Here is a 13,614-nt window from a genome sequence, read left to right on the forward strand (position 1 = left end):
GCTTACCTCTCGGCCGCTATCCGGAATGCGTTATCCAGATCGGCAATTAAATCTTCGTGATCTTCAATACCTGTTGAAACGCGAAGCAGCGTTTCAGAAATGCCTGCCGCCGCCCGCGCCTCAGCCGACATACCGGCGTGGGTCATGGTCGCCGTATGGGAAATCAGGCTTTCAACCCCGCCCAGCGACTCTGCAAGGGTAAAGAGTTCAAGAGCTTTCAGAAAGCGTCGCAGCGTCTGTTCGTCGCCGTCCAGCTCGAAACTGAGCATGGCCCCGAAACCTTTCTGCTGACGAACCGCAAACTCATGACCCGCATTGTCCGGCAGGGAAGGATGATACAACTTTTTCACCAGCGGTTGTTGTTTCAGATACTCCACAATGGCCAGCGCGTTACGCTGTGCAGCCGCCATGCGCGGGGCCAGCGTACGCAGACCGCGCAGCAGGAGATAGCTGTCGAAAGCGGCTCCCGTTACGCCAATATTATTGGCCCACCAGGCCAGTTCAGTCACCTGGGCCGGATCTTTCGCAATGACCGCGCCCGCAACCACATCCGAATGCCCGTTCAGGTATTTGGTGCAGGAGTGAATCACCAGGTCAGCGCCCAGCGCCAGAGGATTTTGCAGCGCAGGGCTGAGGAAAGTGTTATCCACCACGCTGACCGCGCCTGCTTCCGCCGCCGCCCGACAGATAGCGGCAATATCCACCACCCGCAACAGGGGGTTACTGGGGCTCTCAATCAGCACCAGCTTGGGTTTCTCTGCCAGTGCTGCATGCAGTGCGCCTTCATCGCCCTGATCGACAAACTTAACGCGATAGGCGCCACGCTTGCTGAGACTGTCAAACAGCCGGTAGCTGCCGCCGTAGCAGTCATGAGGTGCCACCAGCAGATCGCCCGGCTTCAGGAAAACAGTACACACCAGATGGATCGCAGACATGCCGGTATTGGTCATCACCGCGCCAGCACCGCCTTCCAGTTCGGCCAGCGCACGCTGAACGACATCGCGGGTCGGATTGCCGCGTCGGGAATAATCGTGTGCTCTGGGCTCGTTAAAGTCGGTGAAGTTATAGGTGCTGGAGAGATGAATTGGCGGGACAACGCAGCCATATTGCTCATCATCATTCAAACCGCTGCGTACTGCGATGGTAGCCTGTTTACGCGTCATGGTGTCTCTGTTCCCGAAGCAGATTAAGGAAGAGTGCTTAGCATAACAGGGCAGGAATAGACGTCAACACATCTGGACATCTAAATGTCTTTGCGTATAGATTGAGCAATCCGGCAATAACCGTTAAGATTATGACGCTATAGCGAACAGAAATTTGCGCCAATGCGGTGTGGTGGGCACTAACTTCGGGCATAATTAGCCGAATTTCGGCTTTTCAATAATTTGATAATGATTAAGGTAACCCATGGCTGAATGGAACGGCGAATATATCAGCCCTTACGCCGAGCACGGTAAGAAGAGCGAGCAGGTAAAAAAGATAACGGTATCGATCCCGTTAAAAGTGCTGAAAATTTTAACCGACGAGCGCACCCGCCGTCAGGTGAACAATTTGCGGCATGCGACCAACAGTGAACTGCTGTGTGAAGCGTTTTTGCACGCCTTTACCGGCCAGCCATTACCGGATGATGTCGATCTGCGTAAAGAGCGCAGTGATGAAATCCCGGAAGCGGCGAAAGCGATCATGCGTGAAATGGGCGTCGATCCCGATACCTGGGTGTACTGATTTTCAGGTATAAAAAAACCCAGCCGAAGCTGGGTTTTTTCGCTGCATCCGAAACTTACGTCTCGTACAGGTCGCTTATTTGCTGCCTGGGATGCTGAAACGCTTGTTGAAGCGATCAACACGACCACCGCTCGCAACATCACGCTGCTTGCCGGTGTAGAACGGGTGGCATTTGCCGCACACGTCCAGGTTCAGGTCGTGACCCACGGTTGAGCGGGTTTTGATTTCGTTACCGCAAGAACATTTAGCAGTAACTTCAGCGTAATTCGGGTGAATACCTTTTTTCATGGGAAACCTCAGTTAAGGCCGTGTCGCTCTCCCGTGCCAGGGTTGACCCTGCACCGGCACCACACGAAGATTAATATTTCAGGTGTAATGATACCAAAATGCCGTATCACGGCGGCGAACTATACAGAAAGTAACCGCTCGCTGCAATCGAATCCGCACATTCAGGAACACACAGTGTACACTATCCCGCTCACAATTTCATCTGGATGCATTCATGCCCGTTGTTCAGGTCGCCCTGCCGGTCCCGTTAGCCCGAAACTTTGACTATCTGCTACCGCCTCATCTGCCGATGGCAGCGGTTGGCGCACGCGTCAGCGTCCCGTTCGGCAAGCGTAAAGCGGTGGGCGTGGTGGTCGGCCTGAGTGAAACCAGCGATTTCCCGATTGATCAGCTCAAAGCGGTGCATGAAGTTCTGGACGAAACGTCACTCTATCCCCCTTCGCTCTGGCGAATTCTGCTCTGGGCGGCGGACTATTACCATTATCCGCTGGGTGAGGTGCTTTTTCATGCCATGCCTGTGCTGCTTCGCCAGGGCAAGCCTGCCGAAGAGGCACCGCTTTATCAGTGGACGATCAGTGAAACGGGACGAGCCACGACGCAGGAGAGCCTGAAGCGCGCACCAAAACAGCAACAGGCGCTCGCCGCATTACGCCAGCGCGGTCTCTATCGCCACGAAATCAGCCAGCATGATATTTCCGACGCCACGCTTCAGGCACTGAAGGCGAAAGGACTGTGCGAACTTCGCTCGCAGCCGCGCGCGCGTCAGGACTGGCGGACTGAATACCGCGTCATCGGCGAAAGGCTCCGCCTGAACACCGAGCAGGCGACGGCTGTCGGTGCCATTCGCAGCGAGGACGACCACTTTGCCGCCTGGCTGCTCGCCGGCATTACCGGATCGGGTAAAACCGAGGTCTATCTCAGCGTACTGGAAAACGTGCTGGCGGGCGGCGGCCAGGCACTGGTGCTGGTGCCCGAAATCGGCCTGACGCCGCAAACCATCGCCCGCTTCCGCGAGCGCTTTAATGCCCCGGTGGACGTCCTGCATTCCGCCCTTAACGACAGCGAGCGACTGGCGGTCTGGCTGCGGGCGCGCAGCGGCGAGACGGCAATTATCATTGGTACCCGCTCAGCATTGTTTACCCCATTCGCCCGTCTGGGAGTGATCATCATTGATGAAGAGCATGACAGCTCCTATAAGCAGCAGGAAGGATGGCGCTATCAGGCGCGTGATTTGGCCGTTTTCCGCGCCCGCCAGGAGGATATCCCCATCGTGATGGGCTCGGCCACGCCTGCGCTGGAAACGCTGCACAATGTGCGCATGGGAAAATATCGCCAGCTAAACCTGAATAAGCGCGCCGGGAATGCCCGTCAGGCCACCCAGCAGTTGATCGACTTAAAAGGGGTGAAGCTCCAGGGTGGACTTTCCCCCGCGCTGATCGCAAAAATCAGCCAGCACCTTAAAGCGGACAATCAGGTTCTGCTGTTTCTGAACCGGCGCGGCTTTTCGCCAGCGATGCTGTGTCATGAGTGCGGCTGGCTGGCCGAATGCCAGCGCTGTGATCGCTATTACACACTGCATCAGCATCAGCGGCAGCTTCGCTGCCATCACTGCGACAGTCAGCGGCCCATTCCGCATCAATGCCCCCAGTGTGGTTCAACGCACCTGGTGCCGGTCGGCCTGGGCACCGAACAGCTGGAGCAGAACCTGAGCGGCCTGTTTCCTGACGTTCCGCTTTCCCGCATCGATCGTGATACCACCAGTCGTAAGGGAGCGCTTGAGCAGCACCTTGCTGACGTACATCGTGGCGGCGCACGGATACTGGTCGGCACACAAATGCTGGCAAAAGGGCACCATTTTCCCGATGTAACCCTGGTGTCGCTGCTGGACGTGGACGGTGCGCTGTTCTCCGCAGACTTTCGCTCCGCCGAACGGTTCGCCCAGCTTTATACCCAGGTGGCGGGCCGAGCGGGACGCGCCGGCAAACAGGGGGAAGTCATGCTGCAAACTCACCATCCTGAGCATCCGCTGCTGCAAACGCTGCTGCATCAGGGCTACGACGCTTTTGCACAGCAGGCGCTGAGCGAACGGGAAGCGGTATTCCTGCCACCTTTCACCAGCCATATCCTGTTCAGATCGGAAGATCACGATAATCAGCAATCGGCGCTATTCCTTCAGCAGTTACGTAATTTGCTGGAGGCCAGCCCGCTGAAAGATGACGCGTTCTGGGTAATGGGTCCGGTTCCGGCGTTGCAACCTAAACGCGGCGGACGCTATCGCTGGCAACTGCTGGTGCAGCATCCTTCGCGTGGTCTGCTGCAACGACTGATCAAAAGTACCCTTCCGCTTATCGGTACGCTACCGCAGGCCCGCAAAGTCAAATGGACGCTGGACGTGGACCCAACGGAAGGGTAATCGCCGGTAAGATTGCGAACTGCATCGAAAAAAGCGTTACAGGTCACACTTTTTATGCAAATTGAGTAACGACGCCACCTGACATCTGATAAAAATGTGACGGTTGTCAGCAAATTGGCAGATCCCTCCCTTATCAACCAGAATTATCCCCGAAGAAAGGCCGTCTCGGGCGAGGAGAGCAGCGTTGGAGCAGAATCAAGAGACAGCAGGCGCGACCATGAAGGACGTGGCTGAAAAGGCAGGCGTATCAACGGCAACCGTTTCCCGCGCCCTGATGAACCCGGAAAAGGTCTCTGCTGCCACACGACTGAAAGTGGAACAAGCGGTAAGCGCCGTCGGCTATTCTCCTCACGCTTTGTCGCGGGCCAGTAAGCGCAGTGAATCACGTACCATCCTGGTCATCGTGCCGGACATTTGCGATCCCTTTTTCAGTGAAATGATCCGCGGTATTGAAGTGGTGGCGGCCGAACAGGATTATCTGGTGCTGATTGGCGACTGCGCCCATCAGAATCGTCAGGAAAAATCCTTCCTTAATTTGATGCTTACCCGGCAGATTGACGGCATGGTGCTGCTGGGTTCACAGGTTCCTTTTGATACCAGTCTTGAAGAGCAGCGTAACTTGCCGCCGATGGTGATGGCCAATGAATTTGCGCCGGAGCTGGAGCTGCCGACCGTGCATATCGACAATCTGACGGCGGCTTTCGAAGCCGTTAATCATCTGCTAAAGCTGGGACACAGCCGCATCGCCTGCATTGCCGGGCCGCATGAGATGCCGCTCTGTCAGTATCGTCTGCAGGGTTATATTCAGGCACTCAGGCGTAACGGTCTGCCGGTTGATCCTCACTATATTGTCCGTGGCGATTTTACGTTTGATGCCGGAAGCCGCGCGATGAAACAGTTGATGGCGCTGCCTCAGCGTCCTGATGCGCTGTTCTGTCATAGCGACATTATGGCGCTGGGTGCCATGTCACAGGCCAAAATTATGGGGTTACGTATACCGCAGGATCTCTCGCTGATAGGCTTTGATGATATCGAACTCTCACGCTACAGCGATCCTCAGCTCACCACCGTCGCCCAGCCGCGTTTCAATATTGGCCGCGAAGCAATGAATTTGCTGCTGGAACAGCTTCAGGGAAGGAAAGTGAACAGCGGTTCGCGCCTGCTGGACTTCGAACTTAAGATTCGTGGCAGCACCGCGCCGCACCTGCGCGTAAAGCGTTAACGCCAGCAAAGCGCTGCGCGGCTGAGCGGCAAAAATCAGAATCAGTAGATTCTTAATGGCATCGCTGCTGGTCAAACTTCCGGCCCTTGAGTAACATGGCGAGCTGACAGCCGGGCGCGGCATCGCTTTTTTGCCCGGCCTCACCTTCTCTTGATTATTAGTGGAACGATAGTGGCACAAAAAGATTATGTAGGCCGCGGGCGTTCGACAGGGACGCGTCGCAAAAAGAGCAACAGCCGCAGCAAAAAGCGCAGTAGTGGTTCAGGGGTATCGAAGATAATGATGGTGCTTGCCGTTGCGGTACTGGTCTCCTTTATCGGCGGTTTATGGTTTATCGCGCATCAGAAGAAAGAAGAGACGCCCGTCCCCGATCATAAAGCGGTGGGTAACGGCTTGCCCCCCAAGCCGGAAGAACGCTGGCGCTATATAAAAGAACTGGAAAATCGCCAGATCACCGTGCCGGCGCCAAAAGAACCTTCAGCAGGTGGCGAAGTCCATTCTCAAACGCAGCTTACCGATGAACAGCGCCAGCTGCTGGAGCAGATGCAGGCTGATATGCGTCAGCAGCCGACGCAGCTGAACGAAGTGCCGTGGAACGAGCAAACGCCTGCGCAGCAGCAGCAGACCCTTCAGCGTCAGCAGACGCAGCTTCAGCAACAGTCGCGTCAGCAGCAACAGCAGCCTGCCCGCACCCAACCTGCCGCGCCGCGTGAACCGGTTCGTCAGGTGCCGGAGCCACGCGTACAGCCAAAAGCGGAGCCGAAGCCAAAAGAGGTGAAGAAAGAGAGTTCCCAGCGCTGGATGGTGCAGTGTGGCTCATTTAAAGGCACCGATCAGGCTGAGTCGATCCGTGCTCAGCTGGCCTTTGAAGGCTTCGAAAGCCATATCACGACCGGCGGCGGTTGGAATCGGGTGGTTATCGGGCCGTACAATAACCGTTCAGGCGCGGACAGCACGTTGAAACGTCTGCGCGGCTCCGGCCACACAAATTGTATTCCTCTCTCCATCGGGGGTTGAAACCCTTCAATCCCGCCCCATATCTGGTTGCATCAATGCCCCACATGAAAAATGTGGGGACATCTTCTTACTGCAACAAGGGGTCTGCCCGTGACAACAATTGTAAGTGTTCGACGCAACGGCCAGGTAGTGATTGGCGGTGATGGCCAGGCTACCCTCGGCAATACCGTTATGAAAGGCAACGTCAAAAAAGTGCGTCGTCTCTATAATGACAAAGTCATTGCCGGTTTTGCTGGCGGTACCGCAGATGCCTTTACCCTGTTTGAACTCTTTGAACGCAAGCTGGAATTGCATCAGGGTCATCTGGTGAAGGCGGCCGTAGAACTGGCCAAAGACTGGCGCACCGACCGTATGCTGCGCAAACTGGAAGCCCTGCTGGCGGTAGCGGATGAGAATGCCTCTCTGATTATTACCGGTAATGGCGACGTTATTCAGCCCGAAAACGACCTGATTGCCATTGGTTCCGGTGGTCCTTACGCCCAGGCCGCGGCCCGTGCGCTGTTGGAAAATACCGAAATCGGCGCACGCGACATCGTGGAAAAAGCGCTGGGTATTGCAGGTGATATCTGCATTTACACCAACAATAACCTCACTATCGAAGAATTACCGTCTAAAGCGTAAGGATCCTAACTATGTCTGCAATGACCCCGCGCGAGATCGTCAGCGAACTGAACAGATTTATCATCGGCCAGGAGGGTGCCAAACGCGCCGTTGCGATCGCGCTGCGTAATCGCTGGCGCCGGATGCAGCTCGATGAAGAGCTTCGCCACGAAGTCACGCCAAAAAACATTCTGATGATCGGCCCGACCGGCGTAGGTAAAACGGAAATTGCCCGCCGCCTGGCCAAGCTTGCCAACGCGCCTTTTATCAAAGTAGAAGCCACTAAGTTCACTGAAGTGGGCTATGTGGGTAAAGAAGTGGATTCCATTATCCGCGATCTGACCGATTCAGCGATTAAGATGGTGCGTTCTCAGGCCATTGAGCGGAACCGCTACCGCGCTGAAGAGATGGCAGAAGAACGCATCCTTGATGTGCTGATCCCACCCGCTAAAAATAACTGGGGTCAGTCAGAAAGCGCGGCTGAACCTTCTGCTGCGCGTCAGTCATTCCGCAAAAAGCTGCGGGAAGGCCAGCTGGACGATAAAGAGATCGAAATCGACCTGGCCGCGGCGCCAATGGGCGTGGAGATTATGGCACCGCCCGGCATGGAAGAGATGACCAGCCAGCTTCAGTCGATGTTCCAGAACCTGGGCGGTCAGAAGCAGAAGCCGCGCAAGCTCAAGATTAAAGATGCGATGAAAATGCTGGTGGAAGAAGAAGCCGCCAAGCTGGTGAATCCTGAAGAGCTGAAGCAGGAAGCGATCGATGCGGTTGAGCAGCACGGGATCGTGTTTATCGATGAAATCGACAAAGTCTGTAAGCGCGGCGAAAGTTCTGGTCCGGACGTTTCCCGCGAAGGCGTGCAGCGTGACCTGCTGCCGCTGGTGGAAGGCTGTACCGTTTCCACCAAGCACGGCATGGTGAAAACTGACCACATTCTGTTTATCGCTTCCGGCGCATTCCAGGTGGCCAGCCCGTCCGATCTGATCCCTGAATTACAGGGTCGTCTGCCTATCCGCGTTGAGCTTCAGGCGCTGACCACACACGACTTCGAACGCATTCTCACCGAACCGAGCGCTTCCGTTACCGTGCAGTACAAGGCGCTGATGAAAACGGAAGGCGTGGATATTCACTTTACCGATGACGGTATCTCCCGCATCGCGGCAGCGGCATGGCAGGTGAATGAAACGGCTGAGAATATCGGCGCACGCCGCCTGCATACCGTTCTGGAACGTCTGATGGAAGATATCTCTTACGATGCCAGCGATCTGGATGGTGAATCCATCACGATTGATGCTGAATACGTGAGTAAGCATCTGGATGAGCTGGTTGCAGATGAAGATTTAAGCCGCTTTATTCTTTAATCAGCCGTTCATGCTGAAGGAAAGGAGGCTACGGCCTCCTTTTTTACGCCCGCCGTTCGCTCCGGCGCAGTAAGCAAAAAAGCTCATGACCACCTCTATCCTTGATGAAGATTAACTCTCACGCCGCAGGCAGCCAGTAAACTGGCGGAAAATTATCCGGGTTCAGGCCCGTTTTCCCGCTGAGGCGACGCGACTATGACGGAAAACATCTATTCAATCCCTGCCCTCTCCCAAGCCAAAGCCTGGCTGGAAAGCTTAAGATTACGTACGCTCCCGCTGGCCTGCGCCTCTATTCTGACCGGGTCGGCGCTGGCCTGGTGGCAAAACAGCTTCAGCTTCCCGATAGCCATACTGGCCTTGCTGACGACGATCCTGCTGCAAATCCTCTCAAACCTGGCGAATGATTATGGCGACGCGCTGAAAGGCAGCGATACGCCAGCCCGTATCGGCCCGCTTCGCGGTATGCAAAAAGGCGTCATAACGGCGCCACAGATGCGCATAGCGCTGGGCATTACCGTCATGCTGACGATGATGTCGGGCATTATGCTGGTGCTTTATGCCTGTCGTTCCCTCAGCGATATGCTGGGTTTTATCGTGCTGGGTGCGTTGGCCATCGTGGCGGCGATCGCCTATACGGTGGGTAAAAAGCCCTATGGTTATCTGGGACTCGGCGATATTTCCGTGCTGCTGTTTTTTGGCTGGCTGGGCGTGGCTGGCAGCTATTACCTGCAGGCTCACAGCCTCCCTCCGGCGCTATTCTTACCCGCTACGGCCTGTGGTCTGCTCTCTGTCGCCGTGCTTAACGTCAATAATATGCGTGATATTGAAAGCGACCGGCAGCACGGTAAATACACGCTTGCGGTCAGGCTCGGCGCGCTCAACGCCCGCCGCTACCATGCCGTGCTGCTTGCCGGCTCGCTCCTCTGCCTGAGCCTGTTTGCCCTGGTGACGCATCAGGGCATCAGCGGCTGGCTGTTTATGCTGGCAGTACCGCTGCTGCTCAGCCAGGTGCGTTTTATCTTCCGGCAAACCACGGCTACTGCGATGTGTCCAATGCTGGGAAGAACCGTGAAAGCCGCCCTGCTGGTCAACGTCCTTTTTTCACTCGGCCTGATCCTGCCTTAATTGCGAGGTGATTGACCCATCGCAATTTTTAACAATTGATGATTTTGCCAACACCCTTGGGAAAGCGATATACTTAGCCTTCCTGCTGCAAACAGACGAACCCCTTATGAAATATGACACTTCTGAACTCTGCGACATCTATCATGAAGATGTGAACGTCGTTGAACCGCTCTTTTCAAACTTTGGTGGGCGCACCTCGTTTGGCGGGCAAATCATCACGGTAAAATGTTTCGAAGACAACGGGCTGCTTTTTGATTTGCTGGAGGAAAATGGCCGTGGCCGCGTACTGCTGGTGGACGGCGGCGGTTCCGTTCGTCGCGCACTGGTTGATGCGGCGTTGGCGCAGCTGGCGGTGCAGAATGAGTGGGAAGGCATTGTGGTCTACGGCTCAGTGCGTCAGGTCGACGATCTTGAAGAGCTGGATATCGGTATTCAGGCCATCGCTGCGATCCCCGTGGGTGCAGCAGGAGAAGGCGTTGGCGAGAGCGACGTACGGGTTAACTTTGGTGGCGTCACCTTTTTCTCCGGCGACCATCTCTATGCTGATAATACCGGCATCATTTTGTCAGAAGATCCGCTCGACATCGAATAGCCACGCGGCTATACAGCCTGGTGACGCTGAGTCACCAACAAAAACGGGTGCCAGCGGCACCCGTTTTCGCATACGCTAAATTCAGACTTCTTCCATTTTACCCAGCAGGGCACGCAGACGTTCCTGCCAGACCTGCTGCTCTTCCTTTAGCTGCTGGTTTTCACGCACCAGCGATTCGCTGTTTCCCGCCGCTTGCTGCACCTGCTGGTTCAGCGCATTGTTCTGATCTTTCAGCTCTTCAATTTCCATCTGCAGCAGAGTGATGGTATCAATCGCCTGCTGTACCTTTGCTTCCAGTTTCTCGAATACTTCAAATGACATTGTAAATGACCTCTCCTAATCGCAAGGCGTTGATGATGCTAGCCGCAGATCATGAGGGGTAAGCCGGCATTCCGCGGATAACAACGATATCTCGATTGTAAGTAGACCAGCCCGTCAAGTCCAGCGGGGAACCTGCACGAGGTGCAGTCTGTAACAATTTTCAGCGCAGACCTGGAAATGGCAACATTACTGGCAGAAAAAGTAAGTGTTTAGTTAACAAGGTGAGAAAAAAACGGCAAAGGGAAACGGGAAATGATGTTTCAGGAAAGCGAAAATACTCGAAAACGCTCATTTTTTTGACGCAGAGCACAACTTTTGATTTCGCTATTTCTCGTTTATGCTCGTTAACGATAAATTCACATCAGCCCTACAAAAGATTAGGGCGACTCAGGGAATGAGAAAAAAAACGTGGTACACCCTTTAACCTCGCCTTCAGGAAACACCATCATGAGTCAAACAACAAGCACGCTCAAAGGGCAGTGCATCGCCGAATTCCTTGGTGTCGCCACCATTATCTTCTTTGGTGCTGGCTGCGTTGCCGCCATGAAGCTGGCGGGTGCCAGCTTTGGCCAGTGGGAAATCAGTATCATCTGGGGTATCGCCGTGGCTATGGCGGTCTATCTCAGCGCGGCCATTTCCGGCGCACACCTTAACCCAGCTGTCACCATTGCACTTTGCCTCTTTGCCAGTTTCGATCGCCGCAAGGTTATACCTTATATTATTGCGCAAATTGCAGGGGCCTTCTGCTCTGCGGCACTGGTGTACGGTCTCTACTACAATCTGTTTATCGACTATGAGCAGTCCCATCAGATGGTTCGCGGCACGGTAGAAAGCCTCGACCTGGCCGGTATCTTCTCAACCTACCCGAATCCGCAAATCAGCGTGGGTCAGGCATTCCTGGTCGAAGCCGTGATTACGGCAGTAATGATGGGTCTGATTATGGCGCTGACCGATGACGGCAACGGCCTGCCGCGTGGCCCGATGGCGCCGCTGTTGATCGGCCTGTTGATTGCTGTTATTGGCGGCGCGATGGGACCACTGACCGGCTTCGCCCTTAACCCGGCGCGTGATTTCGGACCGAAGATCTTCGCATGGCTGGCAGGCTGGGGTAACGTGGCCTTTACCGGCGCCCGTGATATTCCTTATTTCCTCGTACCGATCTTTGGCCCAATCGTCGGTGCCAGCGTCGGTGCATTTGGCTATCGCTATTTGATCGCCCGCAACCTCCCGGTGACGACCGTGGAAGAGAAAGAACAGAAGTCGGTAGCGCGTGCTGAACAGCGTAAAGCGTAAGTCGCTAACCCTTTACACCATCAGGAACTGAATTATGACCACAGAAAAAAAATATATCGTCGCGCTCGATCAGGGTACAACCAGCTCTCGTGCCGTGGTTCTCGATCATGACTCCAATATCGTGGCGGTCTCCCAGCGCGAATTTCAGCAAATTTACCCAAAAGCGGGCTGGGTAGAGCATGACCCGATGGATATCTGGGCATCACAAAGCTCCACACTGGTCGAAGTGCTGGCTCACGCGGATATCAACTCTGACGAAATCGCCGCTATCGGCATTACCAACCAGCGTGAAACGGCCATTGTCTGGGATAAAGAGACCGGCAAGCCGATCTATAACGCCATAGTCTGGCAGGATCCGCGTACCGCCGATTACTGCCATAAACTGAAAAAAGAGGGACTGGAAGAGTATATCCAGCACACCACCGGCCTGGTGATTAACCCTTACTTCTCCGGCACCAAAGTGAAGTGGATCCTCGACCACGTGGAAGGCGCCCGTGACCGTGCGAAGCGCGGTGAACTGCTGTTCGGTACCGTCGATACCTGGCTGGTATGGAAAATGACCCAGGGTCGGGTGCATATCACCGATTACACCAACGCCTCCCGAACCATGATGTTTAACATTCACAAGCTGGAGTGGGATCAGCGCATGCTGGATATCCTGGATATCCCGCGTGAAATGCTGCCGGAAGTAAAATCATCTTCTGAAGTTTACGGTCAGACCAACATCGGTGGTAAAGGCGGTACCCGTATTCCTATCGCCGGAATTGCTGGTGACCAGCAGGCGGCACTGTATGGTCAGCTCTGCGTCCAGCCTGGCATGGCGAAAAATACCTACGGCACCGGCTGCTTTATGCTGATGAACACCGGCACCGAAGCGGTTACCTCAACCCACGGCCTGTTGACCACCATCGCCTGCGGTCCGCGCGGTGAAGTGAACTATGCGCTGGAAGGGGCGGTGTTTATCGGTGGCGCTTCCATTCAGTGGCTGCGTGACGAGATGAAGCTGATTGGCGATGCGACCGACTCTGAATATTTCGCTACCAAGGTTAAAGACAGCAACGGCGTTTACATGGTGCCTGCCTTTACCGGACTGGGCGCGCCATACTGGGACCCCTATGCACGCGGCGCGATTTTCGGCCTGACGCGCGGTGCCAACGCGAATCACATTATTCGCGCCACGCTGGAGTCTATTGCTTACCAGACGCGCGACGTGCTGGAAGCGATGCAAAATGACGCCGGTACTCGTCTGCAATCTTTACGTGTGGATGGCGGCGCAGTAGCTAACAACTTCCTGATGCAGTTCCAGTCCGACATTCTGGGCACCCGCGTGGAGCGCCCGGAAGTGCTGGAAGTGACCGCACTGGGTTCCGCCTACCTGGCTGGCCTTGCAGTAGGCTTCTGGAAAGATCTGGATGAGGTTCGCGCCAAGGCGGTGATCGAACGCGAATTCCGTCCAGGCATCGAAACCAGCGAACGTAACTACCGTTACGCAGGCTGGAAGAAAGCCGTCGCCCGTGCTCAGGCATGGGAAGACCACGAAGAGTAACCCCCTCGCCCGCAATCGCCATGATTGCGGGCGTTCTCCTTTGCACTACATCAGTCTTTGCGCGCCCCCCTTTTCAAAAATCCACCATAAATTCACCACTGGATTTTT

Annotated in this window: 13 protein-coding genes; 10 read left to right on the plus strand and 3 right to left on the minus strand. The window is 55.2% G+C overall.

What is annotated here, in order from left to right; translation table 11 throughout:
- Window positions 1-2 precede the first annotated feature (2 nt).
- Window positions 3-1,163 carry a cystathionine gamma-synthase gene (metB, locus tag EA20_RS0107060; protein WP_024966152.1) on the minus strand — a complete coding sequence of 387 codons (1,161 nt, stop codon included), beginning with the start codon at window positions 1,161-1,163 and terminating at the stop codon, window positions 3-5.
- Window positions 1,164-1,407: 244 nt separating this feature from the next.
- Between metB and metJ the strand changes: the two genes are divergently transcribed.
- Entirely contained in the window at window positions 1,408-1,725 is a 318-nt protein-coding gene (gene metJ, locus EA20_RS0107065) for a met regulon transcriptional regulator MetJ (RefSeq protein ID WP_024966153.1), read from the plus strand.
- Between the two features lie 75 nt (window positions 1,726-1,800).
- Here the strand turns inward: metJ and rpmE are convergent, their stop codons facing one another.
- The gene (rpmE, locus tag EA20_RS0107070; protein WP_024966154.1) at window positions 1,801-2,013 is read right to left on the minus strand and encodes a 50S ribosomal protein L31; all 213 of its coding nucleotides are present in this window, start codon (window positions 2,011-2,013) and stop codon (window positions 1,801-1,803) included.
- 214 nt (window positions 2,014-2,227) lie between these two features.
- Here rpmE and priA point away from each other — a divergent pair, with 214 nt between their 5' ends.
- The 7 genes from priA to rraA all read left to right on the plus strand — a co-directional run bounded on the left by priA (window position 2,228) and on the right by rraA (window position 10,346).
- Window positions 2,228-4,426, plus strand: a complete 2,199-nt coding sequence (gene priA, locus EA20_RS0107075) for a primosomal protein N' (RefSeq protein ID WP_024966155.1) — start codon at window positions 2,228-2,230, stop codon at window positions 4,424-4,426.
- 184 nt (window positions 4,427-4,610) lie between these two features.
- The gene (cytR, locus tag EA20_RS0107080) at window positions 4,611-5,648 is read left to right on the plus strand and encodes a DNA-binding transcriptional regulator CytR (protein ID WP_024966156.1); all 1,038 of its coding nucleotides are present in this window, start codon (window positions 4,611-4,613) and stop codon (window positions 5,646-5,648) included.
- Between the two features lie 171 nt (window positions 5,649-5,819).
- Complete coding sequence (gene ftsN, locus EA20_RS0107085) at window positions 5,820-6,665, plus strand: cell division protein FtsN (protein ID WP_024966157.1); 846 nt, start codon at window positions 5,820-5,822, stop codon at window positions 6,663-6,665.
- 90 nt (window positions 6,666-6,755) lie between these two features.
- The gene (gene hslV, locus EA20_RS0107090; RefSeq protein WP_024966158.1) at window positions 6,756-7,286 is read left to right on the plus strand and encodes an ATP-dependent protease subunit HslV; all 531 of its coding nucleotides are present in this window, start codon (window positions 6,756-6,758) and stop codon (window positions 7,284-7,286) included.
- An 11-nt stretch (window positions 7,287-7,297) separates the two neighbouring features.
- Window positions 7,298-8,629, plus strand: coding sequence for an HslU--HslV peptidase ATPase subunit (hslU, locus tag EA20_RS0107095; RefSeq protein WP_024966159.1), 1,332 nt, complete (start codon window positions 7,298-7,300; stop codon window positions 8,627-8,629).
- 195 nt (window positions 8,630-8,824) lie between these two features.
- The gene (locus EA20_RS0107105; RefSeq protein ID WP_024966160.1) at window positions 8,825-9,754 is read left to right on the plus strand and encodes a 1,4-dihydroxy-2-naphthoate polyprenyltransferase; all 930 of its coding nucleotides are present in this window, start codon (window positions 8,825-8,827) and stop codon (window positions 9,752-9,754) included.
- A 106-nt stretch (window positions 9,755-9,860) separates the two neighbouring features.
- Entirely contained in the window at window positions 9,861-10,346 is a 486-nt protein-coding gene (gene rraA, locus EA20_RS0107110) for a ribonuclease E activity regulator RraA (protein WP_024966161.1), read from the plus strand.
- An 81-nt stretch (window positions 10,347-10,427) separates the two neighbouring features.
- Here rraA and zapB read toward each other — a convergent pair whose 3' ends face one another.
- Window positions 10,428-10,667, minus strand: a complete 240-nt coding sequence (gene zapB, locus EA20_RS0107115) for a cell division protein ZapB (RefSeq protein WP_024966162.1) — start codon at window positions 10,665-10,667, stop codon at window positions 10,428-10,430.
- Window positions 10,668-11,114: 447 nt separating this feature from the next.
- Between zapB and EA20_RS0107120 the strand changes: the two genes are divergently transcribed.
- Both EA20_RS0107120 and glpK read left to right on the plus strand, forming a co-directional pair.
- On the plus strand, window positions 11,115-11,960 hold the full coding sequence (locus EA20_RS0107120) for an MIP/aquaporin family protein (protein ID WP_024966163.1): 846 nt from the start codon (window positions 11,115-11,117) through the stop codon (window positions 11,958-11,960).
- 34 nt (window positions 11,961-11,994) lie between these two features.
- A complete protein-coding gene (gene glpK / locus EA20_RS0107125) occupies window positions 11,995-13,506 on the plus strand; it encodes a glycerol kinase GlpK (protein WP_024966164.1) in 1,512 nt (503 codons plus the stop codon).
- Window positions 13,507-13,614: the final 108 nt, after the last annotated feature.

Origin of the sequence: Pantoea sp. IMH, assembly GCF_000599885.1 — a bacterium.
Classification (GTDB): domain Bacteria; phylum Pseudomonadota; class Gammaproteobacteria; order Enterobacterales; family Enterobacteriaceae; genus Erwinia.